Raw genomic sequence first — 23,164 nt, forward strand, 5'->3', positions numbered from 1 at the left:
TCCGCCGGGCTGCCCGGACCTCGCGGCCGACCCGCCGGCGATCCAGCGGCCCGGGAATCCCGCCGTCACACGGGAAGAACCGCCCGCCCCGTCTTCGCGAGGAAACGCCCGCTGGCCCAGCGGGTTCCTTTGGTATGCTCTGGCCGCTTCAACTCCAGGGGAGACGCCCGATGTCCCGTTCTCGATCCGCCCTTTCCTTCCTCGACCGCCGCCCCGTCGCGGCGATCGCGGCTGCCCTGATCACACTCCTGGCCCTGGCGGGCTGCGAGTCCGGAACCCAGGAGCCGGAGGCCCCGACCGCCGAGCCGGTCGAGTTCGGCGCCGATCCGACCCCGGAAGCCTCGGAGCCGAGCGCGACCGCGTCGGGTTCGGGCGCCACGGGCGCCGGTGGAATCGCGGCCGAGCGCTTCCCCGAGGCGCTTCCGGATACCGCAGAGGCTGCGATCCCGTCGAACTTCCCGAGCAGCCTGCCGGTCTACCCGAACTCCGTGCCCGCGCTGGGCATGTCCGGCAACGTCGAAGGCAGCGAGCGGAGCGCCGTCCAGCTCCTGTCGAACGACCCGCCGGCGGAGGTCGCCCGCTTCTACAGCGACGAGCTCGAGGCGAACGGGTGGGAGATCACGGCCTCCGAGTCCGGTGCCTCCGGCGAGTCGATCACCGCCACGAACGGGTCGACGACGACCGTGCTCTTCTTTCGCGCCTCAGCGGACGGCGGCACGGACATCTTCCAGCTGAACGAGGGCGGCGTCTGAGCGTCACGCGCCTCGCCGCTCCCGGCCCTTCCCGGACGGCTCCGGGAAGCGCTCGAACCAGAACGGCGTCGCCTGCGGGCGGCGCCGTTTCTCGTCGGGGCGTGATCTTCCCTGCCGATGGGCAGTCGCGGATTCAGGCGCCGCTACGAACGTCTTCGGGTGCGAGGAAACGATCCACCCGATAGAGCGGCCCCCCGTCGCCCGCGAGCTCGCCGACACTCGTGACCGGCAGGTCCTTGCCGACGCTCTCGAGCGTCTGCTCCGAGATCAGCATCGTGTTCGGCTCGGCCTGCTTCTGGATGTGCCCCGCGGTATCGAGGACTTCGCTGTACGCGATGCCCGCCGAGAGATCGACGAGAGACACGCCGGTATGGGCGCCGATCCGGAAACGGAAGGGCTTGCCGAGCAGGTTCGAGTCCTCGTTGAACGCTTCGAGGCGTTCGAGAATCGCGCTGCCGGCCAGGAGCGCCGATTCGGGACTCTCGAAGAAGCACATCAGCTCGTCGCCGTTGCTGTTCAGGACCTGCCCTTCGAACTCTTCGCAGATCCCGGACACGAAGCCGCGGAAGCGATCGAACGACACGATGATGTGTTCCGCCTTCTCGCCGCCGCCCTTCATCTTTCTGGACTCGACGACGTCGACGTCGAGGAAGCTGCCCATCACGTTGAACTGCTCGATCTCCCGCTCGAGATCGAGCTTGTGCTCCATGCGAGCAGAGAGGGCGGAGCCGGAGAGCGAACTCGCGGCGCGCTCGGCGGGTCGCGCCTTCGCCGCGAGGGCCAGGCGGAGCACCACCTGATCCGCGAGCTGGATCTCGTCCCCGTTCTCGAGCTCGACCCGATCGACGACGGGAAAGCCGTTCACGAAGGTCTGGTTCGTACCGCTCTTGTGGACCAGCTCGAGGGAGCGGCCGGCGATCTCGATCTCCGCATGGAGCCGCGACACGCCGCGCTCGGGAATGCGGACATCGACGTCATCGCCACGGCCGATCGTGGTCGTCCCCATCGAGATGGGGAAGCGTGCGCTCGCGAGCTCTTCGATCCCACGCGCGACGATCAGGTCGCCGATCTGCACGTCCACCGGGCGCATGTCCGTCGCGTCGCTGACGATGCCCGCGCCGACGTCGACGGTCGAAACCGTGACTTCGGAGGCGGAATCCCGCGGCGAAGGCGAGCGGGTCGCGGCGGGCTGGGTCACCGCGGAGCGCAGGGTGGCCCCCGTCGCGGTGCTCTCCCGCGCGGCGTCCTCCATGATCTCCGTCAGACCGGAGAGGTTCATGCCCTGCCGCGCGCGCACGTCGATCGCGACCCGGCCCATCTCGATCCGGTCCCCGACCGAGAGGCGCGCGCGAGAGATCTCGGCCCCGTTCAGGAGGGTCGGGTTCGCGGCGGTCGGGATGTGCTCGATCGAGGTGCCGGACGCGTCGCGGCGGATCCAGGCCTGCTTTCGCGAGATGCTCTTGTCGTCGAGCCGGATCACGTCGACCTGGCCGCTCGCAGGCTGGCCGCGGCCGAGCAGGACTTCGTTGCCCTCGAGGGTGAACTGGCTGCCTGCGTCCGCACCCGCGACGACCAGGAGCTCCATGACGGGCCCCGTGGGCTCGCGCTCCTCACGACTGCGCCAGGCGGTCAGCCAGGTCGACAAGGGTGCTCTCCCCTCCATCCCCGATCGGGCCCCATGAACGGGCCCGAGAACCGGCCGAGCCGGCTCGTTCGGCGAACGGGAGACACCATAGGGGGCCCTGTCGGCCGAGGGAAGCAACGGAGCATGGCGGGCCGGCCTTCCCCGAGGGGCATTCGTTCTCGGCTCCGGTCGAGTCGTCTTCGTCGGCGGATCGGGGCGTGCGGATGAGCCGGTTCGTGGACGAGGGGGAATCGAACCAGGGCAGGTCCGAAAGCGTGTCGAATCAGCGCTGGGCCTTCAGGCTCTTCGCCAGCAGCTCGTAGGCAAGGGTCGCCAGCGGCGTCTTCTTCCGAGACGCGAGACGGTTCAGCCTCTTGAGCTCGGCATCGGTCAGCATGATCGCGACGCGGTTCCTGCGCGCGTTGGGCGAAGGTCCGCTTCCGGATCCCTTCGGACGCCCCGCCCCGGGACGCGCGCCGCCCCAGCCGAATTTCTTCTTCGCTGCCATGATCTCTCCCACTCGAGGGCGTGGGTCCCCGTTCGCATGCGAACGGAACCGGCCCCCGAGCCGAGTCGTTGGCCAACCGATCGTCCGCCCCGTCGAGCAGATCGATCGGGCGAACCCAACAATTCGAGGTGGGAGAAGACCGTAGTCGCGCCGAGCCCTTCGAAATCGAAGGACTCAGTCGTCATCTCGTCGGTGGCGACGCTCACGCTTGACCGCACTTCTGCGACGTTTCTCCTGCAAACGTCGCTCGACGGCCCCCTTGCGCGGCTTCGTCGGCCGCCTGGCAGGCGCCTGATAGAGGGCCGTCCGAACGACCTCGAAGAGGCGATCGTGGGCTTCTTCGAGGTTCCGGCGCCGGCTGCGATGGCGGTCCGCATGGACCACCAGCACGCCGTCACTCGTGAGCCGGCTCGCCAGCTTGCGGAGCAGGCGTTCCCGGCCGTCCGGCATGAGCCCCCTCGACGTGCGCAGGTTCCAGCGCAGCGAGACTCGGGTGCTGGACGTGTTCACGTGCTGGCCGCCGGGGCCGCTGGCCCGGCTCGCCAGCTCCTCGATCTCGAGGGCCGGGATACGATTGCCGCCCGGCAGCGCCCGATCCTCGCGCCCGCGCCTCGCTGCCATGGTGCCTCCCTCCCCTCCCTGCGTCCGTACCCGCGGTGGCCGACTCTGGCCGCTCCCGGCACCCCCGCCCGCCGACCGATCGGAAAAAAGGGGCCGACCTCGGGATTCCGATTGCCGGCGCCGGATTCCTCGGTCGGGGCTTCAGACCGGGGCCCGAACGGTCGAATCGTCCAGAGGGGAAGCCCCCCTTGTCGAGACGCTCCGCGGCGCCGCCCGGACCCTCGATTCGCGGGCAAGGGAAGCGCGACTTCGTGAGTGAGTCCAGCAGCGAACAGGTGAATAGCCGCGCGATCGTGATCCAGCGCGCCGGCGAGCTCTCCGAGTTCGTGACGATCCTCCAGAAGCTCGCGGTCACCGTGGAGATCCACGACGGCCCAGGGCTTCCGAGCCCCGACGAGGTCGCGAACGCGTCGGTCGTCATCGTCGCCGGCAAGCGCCTGCTCGAAGGCCGTACCCCGAATCTCTCGCTCTGGCCCCGCACGCTCGCGGTCGCGGACAACGCGAGCAAGACGATGCTCGCCCACTTGAACCGGGTCGGGGCATCCCTCGTCATCCGCCGACCGATCCACCCGCGTACGCTTCGCCTCGTCCTGCTGCACCAGCTCTACCGGGGTCCCGAGCGTCGCAAACGCAAGCGCACCCACATCGGTCATCCGATCCGGGTCGGTGCGGGCCTCTTCAAGCAGCGGGCGACGCTGCTCGAGCTCTCGGATACCGGCGCACGCGTCGAGCTGCCGAAGGAGCCGAAGGTCGGGATGAAGCTCAATCTGCTGCTCGGCAAGGAGCTGACCCTCGGCAAGCCGCTCAAGCTCAGTGCCAAGGTCGTCCGCGGAATTCGCGCCCCCGGCGAGAACGGGCGCCAGGACTCGATCATCGGCGTCGCCTTCGTCGATCCGCGCCAGCACCACAAGGCCGTCTCGGCGATCCTCGATCGATTCGCCGCTGGCCCGGCGAGCTGGAGCGGCAAGCTCGAGGCGACCGCAGGCGAGGCGCCCGCCAAACCGACGAGCCCGCCGATCGAGCCGGTCCCGCTGCCCGAGGAGATCGATCCCGAAGCGTCCGCGCGCAGACTCCCCCCGACCCGAGCAGCGCACCCGCGGCCCGCGGCTGCGGTCGCTGCGACACCTCCGGCGACCGGGACGCCCGTCGAGCCGGTTGCCATCGACGAGCCCGCGGCCGCCGCCGCGACCGCAGCGCCCGAGCCGAAGATGAAGGTGAACGCCGAAGCGGAGGCGGCCCCGGCGACGGACGAGGGCACTTTCCACGACGACCTGACCGAGGCGATCGAGCCGGATGCGCTCCCGGACCCGGACGAGATCGAGTTCGAAGCGGACTTCGATCCCCTCGCGCCGCCGGTCGAAGACCCGGAAGAAGTCTTCGAAGACGAGGTGGCCTCCGCCCTCGACGTGCTGGGCGGCGAGGAAGTCGAGCCCGAAGAAACCGACGTCGACGAGCGACGAAGCGACCCGCGGATCCCGTACGACCGCCGCATCGTCGCCCTCGGCGAGGAGGCCGCGCGCGTCCTCGTCGGTCGCGACCTCTCCCATGGCGGGATGCGCATCGGCCCGACCGATGCCGTCGACGTCGGCGACACGCTCCGCGTGGCGCTCCATTGCGGGACCGAGCTCGAGCCCCTGGTCGTCCTCGCGACGGCGCTCCGGGACGACGGGGTCGCCGGGGTCGTGCTCGAGTTCCAGGAGCTCTCGGACGGTCAGCGGGACCACCTCGAGAAGATCATCGCCAGCAGCAGCCCGCTCCGGATGGGCCGGGACGAAGACCTCTTCGAGAAGAGCGGCGCGGTCGTGATGGGCGAGATGCTCGAGACGATCTCGAAGGCGGGTCCGCCGCCGCCGAAGGACAAGCTCGTCGACAGCGACGACGAGATCAACGCCCACCTCGACGATCTATTCGACGCAGACTAGTCCGTAGAGGACGCCGGGGAGCCCGAGCGGGCCCTCCCCGTCTTCGTCGAGCCAGCGCTCCTCGAGCGCCTCCGCCCCCGCCGCGCGGCGCAGGGCCGAGGGCGACGGGTCGATCTCCCGCGCCATGCGCGCGACGCCGCGGCCATCGTCGAAGACGCGCTTCTCGATCCGGCTCTCGAGGGCGATCGCCAACGCGAGGCGCGCATCCCCGAGCGCCGACGCTTCCTGATCCTCGGCCTTCCAGGTCGGCCCGGAGATCCCCGTCGCACAGACGCGCTCGGCGGCGCTCGGTGCCTCGATCAGCCAGCGCGGGTATTCGAGGTCGGGAAGCCCGCTCAGGTCGGCGTCCGGGAAGCACGCGAGGGCGTGAACCTGACGAAGGCGGGCGCGCCCCTGCATGCCCGGATTCGTTTCCGCCCAGAGCGCCGCGATCCGCGCGTCCGCGAGAACCCCGGACAGGGATTGCGTCGTCATCTCGAACTCGCCGCGGGAGCCCGTTCCCGTGATCGACTGGACGTCGACGGAGAGCGAGCCCGCCGCGAGGGCATCGATCGCGGCGACTCGCGAATAGCGAATCGCGTTCCGCGGATTGAGCGTCGGCCCCGAGGACCCGACCGCACATCGTACCGGCGGCTGATCGACCCAGGCCGCCACCGGCCGCGGCGGCTCGAACCGATCCACCACCGGCGGCCCGCCCCGCTCCGCCCCCGCGCACGAAACGAAACAAGCCACGAGTCCCAACAGACTCGTGGCTCGTTTCAACATCATCATCTCCATCGGAGCGTCCCGGTCAAGGAGAGGATCATTCGCCGGTTGCCGGCTCGCTCGGAGCTGGCTCCCAACTCGCGCCGAGCGCCCCTGGAGCCGGAGCGAACTCCAAGCTCGCCGAGCGCCCGCAGGCGAAGGATCAGTAGTCCTCCATCTCCTCGTCGAGCTCCGCGAACGACTTCTTGGCGCGGGACTCGATGAAGGTGCGGAGCTTGTCGCTCATCTCGTCCATTTCGCGGACCGAGTTCTCGAAGGCGGCCACGTCGAGGGCGACGAGGACGTAGAGCTCGTTGCTCGGCGAGATCCACGTGTCCTGCTGCTGGGTGCCGTTGAGGGTGGCCTTCGAGAGGGAGACGGTCGTGCTCGAGAACTGCTCGGCGGTCATCTCGGACTCGCCGTCGGTGACCTGCTCCTGGAAGTCCTTGACCATGTTCTTGACCTTGGTCTCGAGGGTCCGGCTGATCTCGGCGCGCGCTCGGGAGGTCGCCTTCGTGCGCGTGATCGACATGTTGCCGGTGAACTTGGCGTTGCCGACGCCGCAAATGCGCGCGCCGCCATCGTCGCCCCAGTAGGCGCTGCAGCCGGAGAGCACCCAGTCCGGGGCGCCGGCGAACTCGCTCGGGATCTGCTCATCGGGGGTCGACACGTCCTTGCCGCAGCCCGCGGTCACGGCCACGACGGCCAGCGCCGCGACGGTGAGGAAACTTCGAATCATTCGGTTCTGGACACGCATTCCGTGTGCCTCCAATCCTTGCTGGCTCATCTCGTGCGACCCCGACCACCTGGTCCCCTATGGGTCGCGCTCTCGATTCTGTAGGCGCGATTCCTGCCCGGATCGGGCAACCGCCCAGCGCATTTTTTCTCAGCGCCCGTCTCGCACGCTCACCGCGTTCGCTGCGCCCCACGCCTCACCGGCCCCGCAGGCCTCCGAAGCCATGGATCGCCGCGTCGCAGGGGACACCCCCCCGGCGGCTGCTGGGATTAAGTAGCGTATCCCTTCGAATAGGTTTCACGCGGTTTCGCGCTTTTTCGACGGAAACGCAGGCGGCCCGAATCGGCACTCCCGATCGCGTATCTCCCCTTCTTCCCTTGCCCCGTCCAGTCCATTCGATCGGACGACGCGGGGCCCGGGCCGACGCGCTTCCCCGGAGGATTTCCCCACATGCATCGCCGCGCATCCGCCCGATCCGCGCTCGCCGCCGGCCTCGCCTACTTCCTGTTGGTCGCCGGCACCCTCGTCCCCGGCCCCGGCGCCGCGGCGGCGACACCGGACTGGGTCGAGCAGAACGGCACGGCCGCTGCCTTCCCGGCCGGACGATTCCTGGTCGGCTTCGCGCAGACGACCGGGAAGAACGAAGATGCAGTCGAAGCGGCGAAGCAGCAGGCCGCCGCCGACCTCGCGCGACAGGTCTCGGTCCAGATCGAATCGAACGTCGTCGACGTCCTCCACGAGCAGAAGGGCCACATCGAGAACGAGCTCACCAGCCGCATCCGAGCGACCTCGGACATCCGCCTCGACGGCGTCCGCTTCGAGACCCACCGCAAGCGCAAGCGCGTCTACGCCCTCGCCATCCTCGAGCGGCTGCCGGCGGCCGGCGCCCGCCGTCGCCAGCGCGATCGCGCCATGGCCGAGACCGAAGGCTGCCTCGAGGCCGCGGCGGCCGAAGAAGCGGCCGGCCGAGCCCAGCAGGCGCTCGACGCCTACCGCGGTTGCCGCCGTTCCCTCGACGAGGCCCTCGAACACGAAGCCGTCGCTGCGGCCCTCTCGCGCGGCGGGCTGCTCGGGGACGACGTCGGCGCGACCCTGGCCGCCCAGTCCACCCGGATCAGCGCGCGCATTCGCGCTCTCCCCCATGAAGACGCGACGTCGATCCGGGGCGCGACCTCGGCCCTCGCCGCCCAGCTCGCCGAAGCCGGCATCGGCCGCGGCGCCACGCTCGTCGTCGCCCCGCTCCTCTATCAGGGCCGCGACGTCTCGAGCCCGTTCGGACGGGAGGTCGCGCTCTCCCTCGAATCCGCCATCGGTCGGAGCGAGGTCGGCTCGGCGCCCGCCAGCGGCACGGTCGTTCTTCGCGGGACCTATGCAGAGCTCCAGGCCGACCCCTCCGTCGAGGTCGTCGCGGACGTCGGAGACACCACGGGGCCCGCCCACGCCGCGTCGAAGCGCGACGCCCCCGCCCGCGACTTCCAGCTCCGCGTGAACGCCAAGGAAGCCGCGACCGGGCGACTCCTCGCCAGCGCCGAGGTCGTGCTCGCCGGCTCCGGTGTGCCGGCGACCCTCGCGACGCGACCGGCGAACTTCGAGCGCTTCGCCGAAGATGCGGACAAGCTCGCCGGCGGCGACGTCGTTTCCGGCGACCTCCGCGTCGAGGTCCGGACCGACCGCGGCGACCGCGGCATCGTCTACGACGAGGGGGAGGAGCTCTCGCTCTACGTGCGCGTGAACCAGCCCGCCTGGGTCCGCTTGATCTACGTCCTCACGAGCGGCGACCACGTCCCCATCACGCAGGAGTGGTACATCGACCAGGACAAGGTGAACCAGCTCGTCGAGTACCCGTCTTCGTTCGAGATCGTGCCGCCGTTCGGGGTCGAGATGATCCACGCCATGGCCTCCAACGAGCGACCGCCGAAGCTCGTGACGCGGACGACGACGATCGACGGGGAGCGCTACACGGTGATTCCGGACGGCGCGGACCAGGTGGTCCGCACCCGCGGCATCGCCCGCCGCGCGCGCAAGCAGGTCGCCGAGCAGACGCTGACACTTACGACGATGCGCAGGCCGCGGTAAGAGCGTTCCTCACGACGATGCGCAAGCCGCGGTAGCGGCGTAATCCATCGCTCCTCCGCGTTCTCTCGCGAAACGACGCCACGCGGATCCCGCACGTCGTTGCCGGTCGCCTGCCGACCGCCTGCCGGCCGGCGGAGTTTCTGCGACCCGGCTTCCGCACGTGACAGATCGCACTCCAGCGACCCTCCGGTCCCGACGATGCATTTCTCGTCATGAACGAACGACTTCTCCGATCGGATCGCCTACGAGGATTCACGCTGATCGAGCTGATGATCGTCGTCGCGATCCTGGGGATCCTCGCCTCCATCGCGATCCCGATGCTCGCCTCGCAGCAGCTGCGCTCGAAGACCACCGAGGCCAAGACCAACCTCGGCGCCATTCGCGTGGTCGAGGAGGCGAACTTCGGCGAGACCGGCGAATACATCGCGGCCAACGCCGAGCCGGCGGTCATCCCGGGCTCGGTCGCCGTCGACTTCGACGTCGCCGGCAGCGACTTCGCCGCACTCGGCTGGTCGCCGGAAGGTCGCGTCTTCTTCTCCTATGCCGTCGCGATCTCCGCCGATTCCAGCGGCTACACCGCCGACGCCGCGGCCGACCTCGACGAGAACGGCGTGGTCCAGATCTGGGGCTACAAGAAGGCCGCCGGCAACGGCAGCTTCGTGAACGGCGGTCTCGGCTGCGACCACACGACGCTGACGCCCGAGATCCTCGGCTCCTGCATCACGAGCGGAACCGTCTACTAGGTCTCCGGCGCGGTCCCGCCCGCCCGGCCTGCCGATCGAGGTTTCGCATGAGCGCCGAGACGAGCCCGAACGCAGCGACCACCCAGGACGATGCCCTGAGCCCCCGACTCGCTCGTTTGAGCGACCTGCGCTCGGCCTGGGGCGTGCTCGCGCCGGCCGGCATCGTCGAACACGCCGACGAGATCGGAGCGACGGGCCGCGCGCTGACCAAACACCTCTCGACGATCATCGACTCCCGCAGCGACGTCTCCCCGAGCGCCCTCGCCGGGATCGACAACCTGCTCTCCGAGTTCGAGACCTCGATCCGCCACGTCGCGACGGGCGTGCCGGTCGGACAGCTGCGATCCGCCCTGCCCGGCTTTCGCGACGAAGATCGTCGCAGCCTGCTCCACCTGCTCGATCTCCTGGTCGGCCCGGACTTCGCGGGCGCTTCCGGCATCGAAGAGCGGATCGGAGCGATCGACTACCTCGTGACCCTCCTCTGCACCCACGGTGCCGAACGCGGCTCCGTCCGCTTCGATCCGGTCACGCTGACCGAGCGCCTCTCCGCCCTCTGCCAGACCCACGACGATCCCGACGATCCCCGCCTGGCGGAGATCGAAGGGGAGTTCTTCGCCGCTGCGAACCTCGACGCGGAAGAGCTCCGGGAAGAGCTTCGCCAGCGCACCCTGCGCCAGCGCAAGGCCGAGCTCGGCCCCCTCTACTTCGCGCCGAGAGTCCTCCGTGCGATCGTGACCTACAACGCCGCCCTCCTCGCCCGCGTCGAGGACGAGCTCCTCGACTCCGCCGACTGGGGCGACGTCGGCGCGGGCACCCTCCGGACCCCGAAGACGGAACCCACGTCGGTCTTCGAGTCCGCCCCGCTTCGCGCGGTCGCGGAAGCCGTCCGCCGCCGACTCGCCGACGGGTCGCCCGAGCCGACGCCGACCGACCGGATCGCCTGGGCCCTCGACTTCGACTATCTGGCCGACAGCGAGCGCCAGTCCCTCCAGAGCCCCGCGCTCGCCACCGCCGACGATCCGCTCGGAACCGCCGTGCTGATCGGTCTGCTCTGCCGCTCCGTCGCCGTGCTCGGCATCGATCTCCAGGACGCGGACCTCCCGCCGGATCAGCTGTCGGGTCCCTGGGTCGACGAGCTCGGCGTCGTGTTCCAGAGCGAGATCAACCAGAACATCGCGGACGATGCCTACAAGGTCGCCTGCGCCCTCTCGGAGCTGAAGAACAAGTTCCTGCTCGAGCCCCTCGCCGAGCACCTCCGCGAAGAACGGGCTGCGAAGCGCCAGGAAAGCCGGCCGCCCCAGCGCGAGCGCAAGGCACCGAACGCGGCGGAGGCGCCGCGAGAGAACGCCCGCGACCTCGTCCGCGAGGCGCTTCACGCCGACGACGAGAAGGTCGCGCCGGCGCGCGCCCGCTCGATGGAGATCCCGTGGGCCCGGGTCGCCCAGGGCCTTGCCCTCGCCGGGGCCATCGGAGTCGGGCTCTGGATCTACGCGGAACGTGACGGAGACCTCGACCGGCTAGGCCGCGAGCAGCTCGCGGCGGTCTCACCCTATCTCGAATCCGGCGGCCGCGACGCCGCCGGCACGGGCCGATCCTTCGTCGGCGAGGTCACCGACGCCTGGCTCGCCCTCCCCGACGCCGAGCGCGAGGCCAGCGCCCAGGACATCGTGTCGCGCCTCCGCGCGAGCGGCATGCAGCAGGTCATGATCTACGACGACGACCGCCGCGTCCGGATCCAGGCGCTGGGGTCGCAACCCGTTCGGGTGCTCTGAGACGGCGCAGCGCCTAACGCCCGTCGATCCGACCCGGTAGCGTCGAAACGATCCCGGCGGTCGCGTCGTCGGTCCAGGTCAGCGCCCCGCTCACGCAGGCGGAGACGCCCGCCGCTGCGCGCTCGAGCGCGTCTCCGGGCACGCCGCAGAGCAGCCCGATCTCGATCTCGTCGGAGCCCGTCGCGCGGGGGCGCGCGACCGCCTCGAGCCAGAGGAGCGGCGGCGGACGGTCCGCTACGTCGAAGAAGCCGCGACTCGCCGCTTCCGCCTCCCCGCTCCGGAGGGATCGCCCCGGTCGGAAGAGCAGGCCACGGAGCCCGCTCGTCACGGCCTCGACGGCCGAAACCCGCTCGGCGCGCTGCGTATCGAGCTCGGCCAGCAAGGCCTGCGCCACCGGGAGCGAGGGCGCCTCGTCGAGCTCGTCGAGCTCTGCGGCGAGTGCGTGGGCAGCGTCCGCCGAAAACGACCGGAGGCGCGTCCAGGGAGTGCCCAACGCGAAGCGCGCCCGCGTTTCGACGCGGGCACGCTCGGCTTCGGTCAGCGCCGGGAAGGGCGCCTGCGATCGCGGCAGCAGATTGGCCATCGAGGGAGCCCGACCCGCTGCGACAGGCTAGAAGTTGTCGTAGTCGTCGAAGAGCTTTTCCATCTCGTTGATCGACTTGTCGCGACGCTTCGTGAGCTCCGCGTACGCCTCGCGGACCTGCATCAGCGAGTCGTTCAGGTCGTTCTCGAGATTCGGCACGCCATACATGCGCGTTCCGTCCGGCGCGACGAACTCGCGCGCTTCCGGCTCGGCGGGCGCGGGCGGGGGCGTCTCGGCGCGCTGCGGGGCGGGGGCGGGCGGCGCCTCCGGAGCGGTCTCCGGCTGGTCGCCGAGCATGCGCGAGGGCGCCACGTCGCCGCGCGGGGCCGGCTCGGGCTCCGGAGTGGCCTCCGCACGCGGGGCGGGCTCGGGCGCGGGTTCGGCACGCGGCGCGGGCGCAGGCTCCGAACGCGGGGCCGGCGCGGGGGTCGGCGCCTGGGCCGAAGCGCGGGAGACGGCGCCGACGCGACCGGCCCCCTGGCGATTCACCCAGGCGAGCGCCAGCGAACTGCGCAGCGAGTAGTTGAGGCCCTCGAGCGGAAGGCCCTGCTCGTTCACGCGGCGCACGAAGGTGTTCACGCCGACCAGCCGGGCGTACTCGTCGAGGAGCGGACCGCCGGAGTTGCCGGGGTTGATCGCGGTGTCCGTCTGGAAGATGTCGCGCTTCTGGTCGCGCCGCTTGCTCGAGACGGTGCCCGTCGTGAGCGTCCAGAGACCGCCGCCGCCCGGGTGGCCGATCGCCGCGACGTTCTCGCCGATGTCGACCTCTTCCGAGTTCCCGATCGGGAGCGGGCGAAGACCGGGGGGCGCGTTCTTCACGCGGAGCAGCGCGAGGTCGAGCTCGGCGTCGCGGGCGATCACGTCGACCAGGAAGGGCTTCGTCAGGTCCTTCCGGTTGTCTCCGGAGATCGGATTCGGCTTGAAATAGACGACGAGGTTCGAGTAGAGCTTCCCGCTCTCACCCCGGGCGATCACGTGGTTGTTGGTCAGCACCAGCCCGTCCCGGGTCAGGATCGAGCCCGTTCCCGAGCTGCCGGCCCCGCTGTCCTCGAATCCGAAGATCAGCACGACCGAGCTCGCGGCCTCGCGATAGACCCTGGCGGCGGAGAAGGCCTGCGCCGATGTCGCGACGACGAACAGCGCTCCGGCGAGCACCCCGGCCCAGAGGAGCAGACTCCGCAGGCGAAGCACCCCATTCCGGTTTCCAGTTTCGATCCCCATCACTCACCTCTCTTGTTCGCTGCGTGGCGCCCGCTCGTTCACGGATCCCGGACTCGCCCGGGCTCGGCGCCCGCGTAGGCCGGGTCGTCGGGGAGATAGCTCCCCCGCCTGTCGGGCGCACGACCATCGGACTCTCGGACCGGCTCGGCGGCCGGCTCGTCCGTGCCGGGCTCGCAGGTCGAGCCCACCCCGCCGGCGAAGCGGGTTCACACGGTCGGTCGGAAGTGCCGCGCGGCGCCGATCGGGTTCCGGGGCGCGCACCCCGCGCCATGGAGGGAAGTCGCCCCCCCGCCCCGCGAGGGCTCAGTCCGGGGTGTTCTCTTCGAGGAACGCCTTGATGCGCTGATCGAGCTGGTGCGCCAGATCCCGCTCTCCGGCGCGCCGGGCCCGCAGGCGCGCGCTCGACGGCTCGGGATGACTCTCGGCGCCGGAGGTCTCGACGACGATCGTCGCCGGATCGCCCGCCACCGGGCTCATGACCTCGGCGGAGCCTTCATAGCGGTACTCGACCCATTCGGTCCCGCGCTCGACGCGGGAGAGCCGAAGCCGGGCGTTGACCGGCACGACCCGCGCGCCGCTGGCGGGGCCCACCTGGAAGCCGAGCTTGCTCAGGTTGCCGGCGATCTGCTCGCGCAGCTGGGGAAGCTCGGCGGTCGCGCGACCCGAGCGCGGATCGACGTCCGCGGTCCGAACCACGAACGAGAGCGCCGCCAACCGCTCGGCGGCTTCGCCCTTGAGCTGGCCGGTCGAGATCGATCGTGCGGGGGCGCACTGGGTCCCGAGGACGCGACTCCGGGCCTGGAGCCCGTCGAGCTCCGCGCCCACGCGGACCGCGTCCACGGACGCGCGGATCGCCACGAGGGGATTCGGATCCCGTCGGGCGACCCCGACGTGGCTGTCGAGCTCGGTCAGGAGATCGCGCCCCTCGCTGCGGATCCGCAGGCATTCCTTGTTCCGCTCGAGCACGGCGAAGGCCCAGATCTCGCCGGTTCTCGGGTCGCGCCAGTGGAGCGGGACCTCGGCTCCCTGGAGCTCGAGGTCGGTCGTGATCCGGGTCGTATCGAGCAGGTCGGAGCTCGCGTTCGCGACGCCGTCGACCACGTTCTCGCGATCGATCAGCTCGATCTCGGACGCGAGCTTCGCCGAGAAGACCCGGCTGAGCTCGCCCTTCGCGGCGATCTGCGCGGCTGAGAGGTTCTCGCCCAGGCCGATCGCCGCCACGTACTGGCGCTCGGGGTATTCGGGGGGACGCTCGCCGTTCACCCATCCCGGCGTGCCGCCCGTCCCCGCACAGCCCACGGCCGCGGTCACGAACAGAAGGGTCAGCCATCCTACGAGTCGATTCGTCGTCATCATCACTTCACCGTCCGGAGGATCACGAAACGCCGGCCGCCGGCGGGCACTTCGATGCCGCTCACGCTCTGGGATTCGACGAGTCCCGCCTGGGCCGTCAAGAAGTCGACTTCGAGGTCGTGTCGACCGGCCGGCACGATCATCGACGTCATCCAGATCTCGTCCGGCAGCGTCGACCACACCCGCTTGTCCGCCTGCTCCGTCGCGAAGCGCCCGATCGTGCCGAGGAGCTGGGTCCCCGCCACGAGCAGAGCCTGATTCTGATCCCCGTTCGACGCCTGGCGCGCCGCTTCTTCGGCCCCCTTCTGGATGGCGTACTTGATCGCCGCCCGGGCCACCGCCTTCGCGTAGATCCGTGCGCGGCGATCCGCGAGGTCCTTCTCCGCGATGGCGCCGATGTCTTCCACCAGCTCGGGCCCGGTGATCTGTGTCGCGGCGGCCAGTCGGGGTTCCATCGCGGCGATCGAATAGGGCCGCGAGACGTACTTGGGGAATGCGACCGGGACGACGTCGACCCCGGAAAGCATCGAGATGTAGGTCGTCGCCCGCGCGATCTGCTGCTGGGCCTGGTCGTCCCCGATCAGCTGGAGCGCGAGGACGATCGCCCAGGCCTCGTTGAAGGGCAGGACGATCATCTCCTGGTCCTTGATCGGAGCGAGACCGTTGTAGTGGAGGATCACGAGCTCGCCGTGGCCGTCCGGAATCTCGCGCGCGACGCCGCTGCTTCCGCGATCCCGCAGATCGTCCCGGGCCCAGCGTCCGAGCCGCCCGGCGACGCGCTCGGCGTTCGCGAAGAGCGAGGGCGGGCGCGAGACCGCGAAGTGCTCGGCGTAGGTGTCGTACGCGTCGAGCGCCTTCTTGTAGTCGACGAGGGCGGCATCGTACTCGCCGCCGAGCTCGTAGAAGAGTGCCCCCAGGTATCGGGCGAAGGCGTCTTCCTGGTAGGTGTTGTCGTTGGTCGAGTCGACCTGGAGCTTCCGCAGGTAGTCCCCGACCTGACGGATCTCGACCAGCGCCGAGTCGACCTCGCCGAGCTGCTCGTAGTTGAGCGCAGAGAAGAGATGGATCAGCGTGCGCTCGAAGTTCTCGCCGGCATAGTCGAGGGCGTAGTCGTTCGTCATGAGCGACAGGCCGGTGCCGGTGATGCTCGCCGCGTAGAGCTCGCTCCCCACCTGCTTGGCGTTCTCGAACGCCGCGTTGCTCTCGGCGTACCGACCCGAGAGGTGGAGCAGCATCCCCCGCTCGAGGTAGTAGAGCAGGCGGTTCTTGCCGCGATAGGCCCGCTCCCGCTCGGTCTCGACCGTCTGGACCGCCGTCGCGTAGTCCCCGAGCCTCATCTGCGCCTCCAGCTGCTGCTGGACGCGACCGGTCGAGGCACAGCCGAAGGCGGTGACGACCAGGAGGCAAGCGAGGAGCGTGACGAGCGGGCGGCGGATCATGGGCTCGGTCCTGCGGACGGGGGGAGCGGCAGGCGCGGGCCTAGAGGCGGTACTTGGGGTTCTTCACCAGCTTCTTGAGCTTGTGCTGGCCGATCCAGACCTTCTCGTTCGTCTCGAGCGCGATCAGCTCGAGCTCGACCTGATAGAAGCGGACCTGCTTGTTGTCGGCGGCGTCGATGATCGTGTTGATGCCGCCGATCAGCATGAAGTCGGCCCCGATCTCCTTGCCCATGCTCTTGGCGGTCTCGATCGTGGCGTTGCGGAGCTGGTCGAGGCGTTCGGTGCGAAGCCCCTCGCGCTCGCCGCTGTCCGCGACGACCCGGACGCGGCCGGAGTTCACGAAGGCCCTTTCGAGGTCCTTGGTGAAGGTCCGCGTGTTGATGTGCTCGCTCGACTTGTTGCGGACGGCGCCGACGATCACGGTCGGCCTCTGGCCCGTGCGGTCCCGCCAGTCCTCGATCCAGTAGCGCGAGAGCGAGTCGGTGATCATCTCCTCGGAGACCTTCTGGCTGTCGACGTCGTTCCAGAGGCCCGAGAGATCGATCTCTTCTTCGACGGCCGTCCGAGTGACGGTGGTGCCGCCGCAGCCGACGGCGAAGGCGATCACGAGGAGCAACCCGAGGCGAAGCGCGCCGTGGGAAGCGCGAGCGGAAAACGAAGAACGGAACGGAACGCGAAGCATGGGATCTCCCCCTATCCTCATATCGTCTCGGAAATTGCGATCGGACCCGATGATCCTGCTTCGGGCCCCCGGGGTCAACGGCCCGTCGGGCGACTCGTGGATCGAAAGGGCGGACGAAGCCGTCGCGTCGATGCAGTGGAGCGGGACGCTGGTTAGGTTCCAGGCTCGCTGCGGGCGGACGGGGACGACGGGCGGCGACCACGCCGTGATCCGCTCCGCTCGAAGAGAGGACCATCGATGAAGATCCGAGGGAAGAGCGATCGCGTTGCCCGGCTCACGATCGGATTCGCTCTCGCGCTCGCGATCGGCTGTGCCAACTCCGCACCACCCGCGAAGTCGCGCTACGCGACACGGCCCCCGAAACCCGCATCGCTCGCCGACGCACCCGCATGGCTGACCTCCGGGTGCCGCGCGAACTGGTCCGACCCGGCGCGCGCACGACGGATCGTCTGCGGCGTCGGCTCCGCCCCGGCGCATCGCAATCGCGTCGCGGCCCGCGAGACGGCAATCGCCCGAGGACGCGCCGAGATCGCCCGGAGCCTCGAAGTGACCATCGAGAGCCTCGTCCGCCTCGAAGACCGAAGCGGCGGGAGCGGCGACCTCGACACGATCGTCCACCAGCTCTCGAGCACCTCGATGCGCGGGATCCAGCTCGAAGAGGTCTGGCGGGCCACCAGTGGCGAGACCTACGCCCTCGTCTCGCTGGACGTGGCCCGGATCGAGGAGACGGTGCGCGACACGCCGCGCCTCTCCCCGGCGGCCCGCGAGTCCCTCGCCACCCGCGCCGCGGCCGCCTTCGCCGCGCTCGAAGCCGAAACCACCGAAGCGAGTCGACCGCGCTAGCCGGCCGGGAATCCACCATGCGCTCCGATGCCATCGATCAGGTGATCAGCACCTTCCTCGAGATGCCCGCCCGGGTGAGCTGGAGCGGCGCGATCGCGGACAGCGCCCGGGGTCATTTCGAGGACGCGCGGCTCGAGCTCGCCGGCATGGCCGTCCTCGCGCTGCCCGTCGAACGCCTGGTCCTCGAGGCGCGGCGTTTCCAGTTCGTCCCCGGGCTCCCGGCGCGCTTCGTGGTCGAAGGGCCCCGAATGGTCCTGACCCTCCACCAGCGACAGATCGACAGCTGGCTCGACCGGTCGAAGGCACCCTTCGCGCTGCGGCTGACCGACCAGTCCGTCGAGTTTCGGGTCGACGTCGCCGGATTCCCGATCAGTCGCGCCGAGACGGAAGTCAGGGTCTCGCGAGGATGGATCGTCCTCCAGCCGAAGCACCAGGAGTTCCTGGGCATCCGCAACCGGCTGGCGGCGCTCTTCCGGACCTACGTACCGCTCCCGCGCCTCGCCCCCCAGACGCGGCTGACGGGCGTCGAGCACGGCGAGGGCGTAGTCCGGCTCGAGCTCACCCTCGACGACTTCGAGGACGTGATCACGCCGGGACTCGTCGACCGGGTCAAGGAACGCTTCCTCCCCTTCGCGAAGCCCCTGGCGGAGTGGACGCGCGGACCGAAGCGACCGAACGATCGGGGCTGAAGCCGGACGGAGGCCGCCTAACGTCGCGTGGCGCGGCGCTCGGTGAAGTACTCCCAGGGAAACTCGGGCTTCATGATGGGCTTGTAGCCGGGCGGCGTCTCGAAGGGGCAGGTCAGGAGCTCGAAGAGACCGACGACCTCGTGCGCCGCGACGTATCCGACGCCCTTCACGAATCCCCAGGTGGCCCCGACGAAGGGGCCGGAGTCCTCGGTCGTATCCTTCATCTGACCCGGAAGCGCGAGCACACCCAGCGTCAGGTTCGAGACGCCTCGGCCGAGCTTGCGCGCCGCGGTGTCCCGGGCGGACGCGGCCGAGGGCACGACGAGCGCGATCGCCAGCGCGATCAGGAGAGTGGTGACGAGGGCTCGGCGCGAACGCGCGCGGGTCGTGGACGAAAACTGGCTCACGGGTCTTCCTCGGTCCCGGCGCGGTCCGTGGCCTCTGCTCGGCCACCCGCCCCGGCGCGCAGCCGCGCTGCGCAGGGTCATCGGTCACCGAACCCATCGTCGAAGCAGGGGATAAGCTGTAACCCCGACGGCCCGTCGAACGAATCATCCCTCGAAGCGTCGGAACGAGAGACGCCCGCGCCCCATGGGGCCGGGCACCACCGGCAAGTCGCCGGCAGAAGAGGAGAAGCGAACGTGCGCAACAAGGACCTGCCCTCCCTCCCCGGTTCGGAGATCACCGACGAAGCGGTCTTCATGAACCGGCGCGAGGTCCTGCGCCTCGGCGCGACCGCCGCGATCGGCGCAGCCCTCGCGGGCTGCAGCGCCGACGAGGCGGAGGCCGAAGCCGCGACGCCGGAGGCGTCGGGCCTTCGCGCGCTCCAGTTCGAGACCCCGAGAGACCCCGGGTTCCGCGCGGAGGACACGGTCTCGAGCTACGACGACGCCACCAGCTACAACAACTTCTACGAGTTCGGCACGGGCAAGCGCGACCCGAAGGCGAACGCGCATACGCTCCGCCCCGAGCCCTGGTCGGTCGTGATCGACGGCGAGGTCGGGAAGCCCGGCCGGGTCGGATTCGAGGACCTGATCGCTCCGGCCGTGCTCGAGGAGCGCATCTACCGCTTCCGCTGCGTCGAGGCGTGGTCGATGGTCGTGCCCTGGATCGGGCTCTCCCTCGGCGAACTGATCGCGCGATTCGAGCCGACCAGCAAGGCGAAGTACGTCGCCTTCGAGACCCTCGTCGACGAGGAGCAGATGCCCGGCCAGCGCCGCCGCGTGATCGACTGGCCGTATCGCGAAGGCCTCCGCATCGACGAGGCGATGAACCCGCTCTCGATCCTCGCGGTCGGCATGTACGGGCGCATCCTCCCGAACCAGAACGGCGCGCCGATCCGTCTCGTCGTCCCGTGGAAGTACGGATTCAAGAGCATCAAGTCGATCGTGCGCATCACGCTCACCGAGAAGCAGCCGAAGACGAGCTGGAACATGCTCCAGCCCTCCGAATACGGCTTCTACGCGAACGTGAACCCCGAAGTTTCGCACCCGCGCTGGAGTCAGGCCCGGGAGCGACGCCTCGGCAACTTCCGCAAGCAGCCGACGCTGCCCTTCAACGGCTACGGCGAGCAGGTCGCCTCGCTCTACGCGGGCATGGACCTGCGGCGCTCGTTCTGACGGCGGAGCGTGTCCGCACCATGACCCGCTTCCGACTGCAGGCGATCACGATCGTCGTGGTGCTCCTCCCGGCCCTCGGGCTCGGGCTCCGCTTCGCGACGGAGGGCCCCGGCGCGAATCCCGTCGACGACCTGACCCACGTGACCGGGGAGTGGGGCCTGCGCTTCCTGCTGCTTTCGCTCGCGGTGACCCCGGCGCGCCGCTTCCTGGGCTGGCACTGGGCGCAGCCCCTCCGCCGCACCCTCGGCCTGGCCGCGTTCTCCTACGCCCTCGCCCATCTCGCGACGTGGTCGATCTTCGATCTGGGCCTCGACGTGCCGGCGATCATCGACGACGTGATCGAGCGCCCCTACGTGACCGCGGGCATGGCGGCGTTCGTGATCCTGCTGGCCCTCGCCTTCACGAGCACCCGGGGCTGGATCAAGCGCCTCGGCGCCCGCTGGGTCACGCTCCACCGTGCGGTGTATGGCGCCGGCGCCCTGGCCGTCCTGCACCACTTCTGGCTGGTGAAGGCCGACTACCGGCCCGCCATCGTCCACGGCGTCCTCCTGGCGGGCCTCCTCGCCGCGCGGCTCGCCTGGCGGGCCCGGTCCCGGACGGCCTGATCGACGGGGCAGCGGAACCCGAGGGCCATCCTCTCCTTCGGCTGGGGCAATCATCTCCGCGTGGGCAGCCGCGTGGCGGAGATGCAGCTGCGAATCCTCTGGGAGGAGATCATGCAGCGCTACCGCATGGTCGAGGTCGCGGGCGAGCCCGTGCGCGTCCGCTCCAATTTCGTGAAGGGCTTCACCGGGCTCCCGGTCCGGCTGCACGCGAAGTCGCCCGTTCCGGGGGGCTACACCCGGCTGACCGGACGGTCGATGAGAGCGCTTGCCCCGCGCGTGCGCGGAACGCATTCTCTGGGCCCTTCGCCCCCAGCCTCCCCCGGAGCCCCATCCGAATGAGCGACGAACCGAAGCCCGACGCCGAAGTCGGGAACGAATCCGACGTCCACATCGTCGAGGTCGGTGGGCGCACGCTCTATCTCGTAGGGACGGCCCACGTCTCCCAGCAATCCGTGGACCTCGTCCGCCTGGTGATCGAGCGCGAGAAGCCCGACGCCGTCTGCATCGAGCTCGACGAAGGCCGCTACGAGGCGCTCTCCCAGGAGAAGAAGTTCCAGGAGCAGGATCTCCGCGAGGTACTGAAGAACAAGCAGCTCGCGACGCTGATGCTGAACCTGATCCTCGCGTCCTACCAGCGTCGCCTCGGCCTCCAGCTCGGCGTGACCCCGGGCAGCGAGTTGATGGAGGCGGCCCGCGCGGCCAAGGACCACGACATCCCGATCTCGCTCTGCGATCGCGACGTCCGCATCACCCTGCGCCGCGCCTGGCAGAGCCTCGGCTGGGGCCAGCGCCTGCGCCTGCTGACCGAGCTCGTCGCGTCGCTCTTCGAGGACACGGAGGTCTCCGAGGAAGAACTCGCGCGCATTCGCGAGCAGGACGTCGTGACCGAGGTCATGAGCGAGCTGGGGCGGATGATGCCCGACCTGAAGCGCGTCCTGATCGACGAGCGCGACGCGTACCTCGCCCACGAGATCCTCGAGACCGAGGGCGAACGGATCGTCGCCGTCGTCGGCGCGGGACACGTCGACGGAATGAAGGGCCGGCTGCTCCGCGACGAGCGGGCTGACCTGGACGAGATCTGCGAGATCCCCGAGAGCAGCGGCCTCTGGAAGGTCGTCGGCTGGGCGATCCCGCTCGTGATCGTCGCCTCGATCGCCGCCATCGGCTGGACCCAGGGCGCCGCCGCTGCCGGCGAGAACGCGATGATCTGGTTCCTGGCGAACGCCGTCCCGGCGGGCGTCGGCGCGGTGATCGCCCTCGGCCATCCCGCGACGATCGTCGCCGCCGCGCTCGCCGCGCCGTTCACGAGCCTCACGCCGCTGATCGGCGCCGGCTACGTCGCCGCCTTCACCCAGCTCTGGGCCGCACCGCCGCGGGTCGCGGACTTCGGCTCCGTGGGCGACGACCTCGCGGCCCCGAAGCGCTGGTGGCAGAGCCGACTGATGCGGATCTTCCTCGTGTTCGTGCTCACCACCATCGGCAGCCTGATCGGGACCTACACCGGCGGCTTCGAAGTCCTGAGCAACCTCGTGGGCGGCACGTCCTGAGCATCTTCTCGTCGCGATCGGTCTTCAGCGCTCGATCGCCACGAACAGGAAGACCGCGATCAGGACGTAGGCGATCCCGATCATCCGGGTGTGGAGCCTGCGGTCGCGGATCCGCGCCGCCGCGACGCAGAGCCCGATCGCGAGCCCGCGGATCGCGTTCTCGGCGTGAATCAGCGGGTGTTCGTTGATCGACACGTCCGCGATCCCGAAGAACACGAAGGTCAGCGCGGCCATCCCGTAGATCCCCGCGCGGTGGTCGAGGTAGTGCTCGCCCAGGTCCAGGCGCTCGTTCGGCGATCCCGCCCCGATACGCGGAACCAGGATCAAGCCGGCGGTCACGATCGTGGCGACGGGGGTCAGGACGATCAGCACGGTGAGGTAGGTCCAGTCCTCGACCAGGCGATAGTTCCAGAAGCCCCACCAGAACTGGGTCAGGAGCAGGACGAGCAGGCCCGTCGCACCAGCATGGAGCCAGTCGAACTTCACGGCCTCGCGCCGCTGGAGGAGCTCCGCGATCGCCGCCATCACGTGACTGAGGCCGATCGCGAGGACCAGCGACACGAGCACGGCGATGTATTCGAAGTGGGTCATGCACTTTCCCCGCCGACAGGGAGCCGACGTCCGCCCTAGCCTATCGCGGCCCCGGCCCGACGGGTTCCATCCGCGGCATTCTGTTTCGCGGCATGTCGACGGCCCTCGAACCCCTGTGTGATGCGGGACCGCTCCCGCTCCTCGCCATCGTCCTGCTGGCGGGAAGCGCGGCCGGCGCCGCGTCGGTCGCGACGGCCCCCGCGACGATCGTCGCGATCGTCCGCGAGACCCGCTCGAATGGCGCCTTCGTGAAGACTCTGACCGGGAGGGTCTGCCCTTCGACACCCCCGACGGGCGACCGGTCCACTGCATGGTCCTCCTCTGCACGAGCCCGGACGAGCGAAACCGGCATCTCCAGGCCCTGGCCTCCCTCGGCCGCACGGTCGGCTCGAACCCCGCCTTCCAGGAGAGGCGCTTCGATTCGCAGAGCCCCGCGCACGCGTACGAGCTCCTGCACGGCGAATAGAGCGGGCATTTCAACGACTTCATGGACG

Annotated in this window: 22 protein-coding genes and 2 pseudogenes; 12 read left to right on the forward strand and 12 right to left on the reverse strand. The window is 69.9% G+C overall.

Annotation, left to right across the window (positions count from 1 at the left end; genetic code table 11):
- The first annotated feature begins 170 nt into the window (after positions 1–170).
- Positions 171–752, forward strand: a complete 582-nt coding sequence (locus tag NXI30_00940; GenBank protein MCR9092758.1) for a hypothetical protein — start codon at positions 171–173, stop codon at positions 750–752.
- A gap of 133 nt (positions 753–885) precedes the next feature.
- Here the strand turns inward: NXI30_00940 and NXI30_00945 are convergent, their stop codons facing one another.
- From NXI30_00945 to arfB, 3 genes are all read right to left on the reverse strand, one after another.
- Entirely contained in the window at positions 886–2,397 is a 1,512-nt protein-coding gene (locus NXI30_00945; GenBank protein MCR9092759.1) for an FHA domain-containing protein, read from the reverse strand.
- A gap of 262 nt (positions 2,398–2,659) precedes the next feature.
- On the reverse strand, positions 2,660–2,884 hold the full coding sequence (locus NXI30_00950; protein ID MCR9092760.1) for a hypothetical protein: 225 nt from the start codon (positions 2,882–2,884) through the stop codon (positions 2,660–2,662).
- A gap of 174 nt (positions 2,885–3,058) precedes the next feature.
- Positions 3,059–3,505 carry an aminoacyl-tRNA hydrolase gene (gene arfB / locus NXI30_00955; protein ID MCR9092761.1) on the reverse strand — a complete coding sequence of 149 codons (447 nt, stop codon included), beginning with the start codon at positions 3,503–3,505 and terminating at the stop codon, positions 3,059–3,061.
- Positions 3,506–3,756: 251 nt separating this feature from the next.
- Between arfB and NXI30_00960 the strand changes: the two genes are divergently transcribed.
- The gene (locus NXI30_00960; GenBank protein ID MCR9092762.1) at positions 3,757–5,427 is read left to right on the forward strand and encodes a PilZ domain-containing protein; all 1,671 of its coding nucleotides are present in this window, start codon (positions 3,757–3,759) and stop codon (positions 5,425–5,427) included.
- On the opposite strand, the gene NXI30_00965 is transcribed toward NXI30_00960, so the two are convergent.
- Positions 5,410–6,192, reverse strand: a complete 783-nt coding sequence (locus tag NXI30_00965) for a hypothetical protein (GenBank protein ID MCR9092763.1) — start codon at positions 6,190–6,192, stop codon at positions 5,410–5,412. The two genes, NXI30_00960 and NXI30_00965, sit on opposite strands and share 18 nt — an antisense overlap.
- A gap of 142 nt (positions 6,193–6,334) precedes the next feature.
- Positions 6,335–6,910, reverse strand: a complete 576-nt coding sequence (locus NXI30_00970) for an LPP20 family lipoprotein (GenBank protein MCR9092764.1) — start codon at positions 6,908–6,910, stop codon at positions 6,335–6,337.
- Positions 6,911–7,357: 447 nt separating this feature from the next.
- Between NXI30_00970 and NXI30_00975 the strand changes: the two genes are divergently transcribed.
- From NXI30_00975 to NXI30_00985, 3 genes and pseudogenes are all read left to right on the forward strand, one after another.
- Positions 7,358–8,983 (forward strand): DUF4384 domain-containing protein, encoded by a 1,626-nt coding sequence (locus tag NXI30_00975; GenBank protein ID MCR9092765.1) that lies wholly within the window; start codon positions 7,358–7,360, stop codon positions 8,981–8,983.
- A 212-nt stretch (positions 8,984–9,195) separates the two neighbouring features.
- A pseudogene (locus tag NXI30_00980) lies at positions 9,196–9,300 on the forward strand (prepilin-type N-terminal cleavage/methylation domain-containing protein).
- Between the two features lie 473 nt (positions 9,301–9,773).
- Positions 9,774–11,498 (forward strand): hypothetical protein, encoded by a 1,725-nt coding sequence (locus NXI30_00985; protein MCR9092766.1) that lies wholly within the window; start codon positions 9,774–9,776, stop codon positions 11,496–11,498.
- A gap of 13 nt (positions 11,499–11,511) precedes the next feature.
- Here the strand turns inward: NXI30_00985 and NXI30_00990 are convergent, their stop codons facing one another.
- The 5 genes from NXI30_00990 to NXI30_01010 form a co-directional block, all read right to left on the reverse strand.
- Positions 11,512–12,081 (reverse strand): hypothetical protein, encoded by a 570-nt coding sequence (locus NXI30_00990; protein ID MCR9092767.1) that lies wholly within the window; start codon positions 12,079–12,081, stop codon positions 11,512–11,514.
- Positions 12,082–12,108: 27 nt separating this feature from the next.
- Positions 12,109–13,302 (reverse strand): serine protease, encoded by a 1,194-nt coding sequence (locus tag NXI30_00995; protein ID MCR9092768.1) that lies wholly within the window; start codon positions 13,300–13,302, stop codon positions 12,109–12,111.
- 303 nt (positions 13,303–13,605) lie between these two features.
- Complete coding sequence (locus NXI30_01000; protein ID MCR9092769.1) at positions 13,606–14,658, reverse strand: LPP20 family lipoprotein; 1,053 nt, start codon at positions 14,656–14,658, stop codon at positions 13,606–13,608.
- Positions 14,658–16,094 (reverse strand): hypothetical protein, encoded by a 1,437-nt coding sequence (locus tag NXI30_01005; GenBank protein ID MCR9092770.1) that lies wholly within the window; start codon positions 16,092–16,094, stop codon positions 14,658–14,660. Before NXI30_01005 ends, NXI30_01000 begins: the two co-directional genes overlap by 1 nt.
- A gap of 40 nt (positions 16,095–16,134) precedes the next feature.
- Positions 16,135–16,776: a penicillin-binding protein activator LpoB gene (locus tag NXI30_01010; GenBank protein MCR9092771.1), complete on the reverse strand. Its 642-nt coding sequence runs from the start codon at positions 16,774–16,776 to the stop codon at positions 16,135–16,137.
- Between the two features lie 237 nt (positions 16,777–17,013).
- Here NXI30_01010 and NXI30_01015 point away from each other — a divergent pair, with 237 nt between their 5' ends.
- Positions 17,014–17,619, forward strand: a complete 606-nt coding sequence (locus NXI30_01015) for an LPP20 family lipoprotein (protein MCR9092772.1) — start codon at positions 17,014–17,016, stop codon at positions 17,617–17,619.
- Positions 17,620–17,636: 17 nt separating this feature from the next.
- Entirely contained in the window at positions 17,637–18,308 is a 672-nt protein-coding gene (locus NXI30_01020) for a hypothetical protein (GenBank protein ID MCR9092773.1), read from the forward strand.
- A gap of 17 nt (positions 18,309–18,325) precedes the next feature.
- Here NXI30_01020 and NXI30_01025 read toward each other — a convergent pair whose 3' ends face one another.
- On the reverse strand, positions 18,326–18,715 hold the full coding sequence (locus NXI30_01025) for an exosortase system-associated protein, TIGR04073 family (protein ID MCR9092774.1): 390 nt from the start codon (positions 18,713–18,715) through the stop codon (positions 18,326–18,328).
- A gap of 234 nt (positions 18,716–18,949) precedes the next feature.
- Here NXI30_01025 and msrP point away from each other — a divergent pair, with 234 nt between their 5' ends.
- The 4 genes and pseudogenes from msrP (at position 18,950) to NXI30_01045 (ending at position 22,079) form a co-directional block, all read left to right on the forward strand.
- Entirely contained in the window at positions 18,950–19,927 is a 978-nt protein-coding gene (gene msrP / locus NXI30_01030; protein MCR9092775.1) for a protein-methionine-sulfoxide reductase catalytic subunit MsrP, read from the forward strand.
- A gap of 20 nt (positions 19,928–19,947) precedes the next feature.
- Positions 19,948–20,532, forward strand: coding sequence for a sulfoxide reductase heme-binding subunit YedZ (locus tag NXI30_01035; protein ID MCR9092776.1), 585 nt, complete (start codon positions 19,948–19,950; stop codon positions 20,530–20,532).
- A 15-nt stretch (positions 20,533–20,547) separates the two neighbouring features.
- A pseudogene (locus NXI30_01040) lies at positions 20,548–20,742 on the forward strand (cytochrome P450).
- A 125-nt stretch (positions 20,743–20,867) separates the two neighbouring features.
- Complete coding sequence (locus tag NXI30_01045) at positions 20,868–22,079, forward strand: TraB/GumN family protein (protein ID MCR9092777.1); 1,212 nt, start codon at positions 20,868–20,870, stop codon at positions 22,077–22,079.
- A 24-nt stretch (positions 22,080–22,103) separates the two neighbouring features.
- Here the strand turns inward: NXI30_01045 and NXI30_01050 are convergent, their stop codons facing one another.
- Positions 22,104–22,670 (reverse strand): hypothetical protein, encoded by a 567-nt coding sequence (locus NXI30_01050; protein ID MCR9092778.1) that lies wholly within the window; start codon positions 22,668–22,670, stop codon positions 22,104–22,106.
- A gap of 271 nt (positions 22,671–22,941) precedes the next feature.
- On the opposite strand from NXI30_01050, the gene NXI30_01055 reads away from it, so the two are divergent.
- Positions 22,942–23,136: a PTS sugar transporter subunit IIA gene (locus NXI30_01055; GenBank protein ID MCR9092779.1), complete on the forward strand. Its 195-nt coding sequence runs from the start codon at positions 22,942–22,944 to the stop codon at positions 23,134–23,136.
- The last annotated feature ends 28 nt before the right edge of the window (positions 23,137–23,164 follow it).

The organism is bacterium, assembly GCA_024742285.1.
In the GTDB taxonomy this organism is placed as follows: Bacteria; Myxococcota_A; UBA9160; order UBA9160; family UBA4427; genus UBA4427.

Coding starts and splice junctions, on each gene's coding strand:
- arfB (MCR9092761.1), bottom strand. CDS start 3,505: ATGGCAGCGAGGCGCGGGCGCGAGGATCGGGCGCTGCCGGGCGGCAAT.
- NXI30_01010 (MCR9092771.1), bottom strand. CDS start 16,776: ATGCTTCGCGTTCCGTTCCGTTCTTCGTTTTCCGCTCGCGCTTCCCAC.
- NXI30_01045 (MCR9092777.1), top strand. CDS start 20,868: ATGAGCGACGAACCGAAGCCCGACGCCGAAGTCGGGAACGAATCCGAC.
- NXI30_00995 (MCR9092768.1), bottom strand. CDS start 13,302: ATGGGGATCGAAACTGGAAACCGGAATGGGGTGCTTCGCCTGCGGAGT.
- NXI30_01000 (MCR9092769.1), bottom strand. CDS start 14,658: ATGATGACGACGAATCGACTCGTAGGATGGCTGACCCTTCTGTTCGTG.
- NXI30_00990 (MCR9092767.1), bottom strand. CDS start 12,081: ATGGCCAATCTGCTGCCGCGATCGCAGGCGCCCTTCCCGGCGCTGACC.
- NXI30_01005 (MCR9092770.1), bottom strand. CDS start 16,094: ATGATCCGCCGCCCGCTCGTCACGCTCCTCGCTTGCCTCCTGGTCGTC.
- NXI30_00940 (MCR9092758.1), top strand. CDS start 171: ATGTCCCGTTCTCGATCCGCCCTTTCCTTCCTCGACCGCCGCCCCGTC.
- NXI30_01050 (MCR9092778.1), bottom strand. CDS start 22,670: ATGACCCACTTCGAATACATCGCCGTGCTCGTGTCGCTGGTCCTCGCG.
- NXI30_00965 (MCR9092763.1), bottom strand. CDS start 6,192: ATGTTGAAACGAGCCACGAGTCTGTTGGGACTCGTGGCTTGTTTCGTT.
- NXI30_00975 (MCR9092765.1), top strand. CDS start 7,358: ATGCATCGCCGCGCATCCGCCCGATCCGCGCTCGCCGCCGGCCTCGCC.
- NXI30_01035 (MCR9092776.1), top strand. CDS start 19,948: ATGACCCGCTTCCGACTGCAGGCGATCACGATCGTCGTGGTGCTCCTC.
- NXI30_00950 (MCR9092760.1), bottom strand. CDS start 2,884: ATGGCAGCGAAGAAGAAATTCGGCTGGGGCGGCGCGCGTCCCGGGGCG.
- NXI30_00985 (MCR9092766.1), top strand. CDS start 9,774: ATGAGCGCCGAGACGAGCCCGAACGCAGCGACCACCCAGGACGATGCC.
- NXI30_01015 (MCR9092772.1), top strand. CDS start 17,014: ATGAAGATCCGAGGGAAGAGCGATCGCGTTGCCCGGCTCACGATCGGA.
- NXI30_01020 (MCR9092773.1), top strand. CDS start 17,637: ATGCGCTCCGATGCCATCGATCAGGTGATCAGCACCTTCCTCGAGATG.
- NXI30_00970 (MCR9092764.1), bottom strand. CDS start 6,910: ATGATTCGAAGTTTCCTCACCGTCGCGGCGCTGGCCGTCGTGGCCGTG.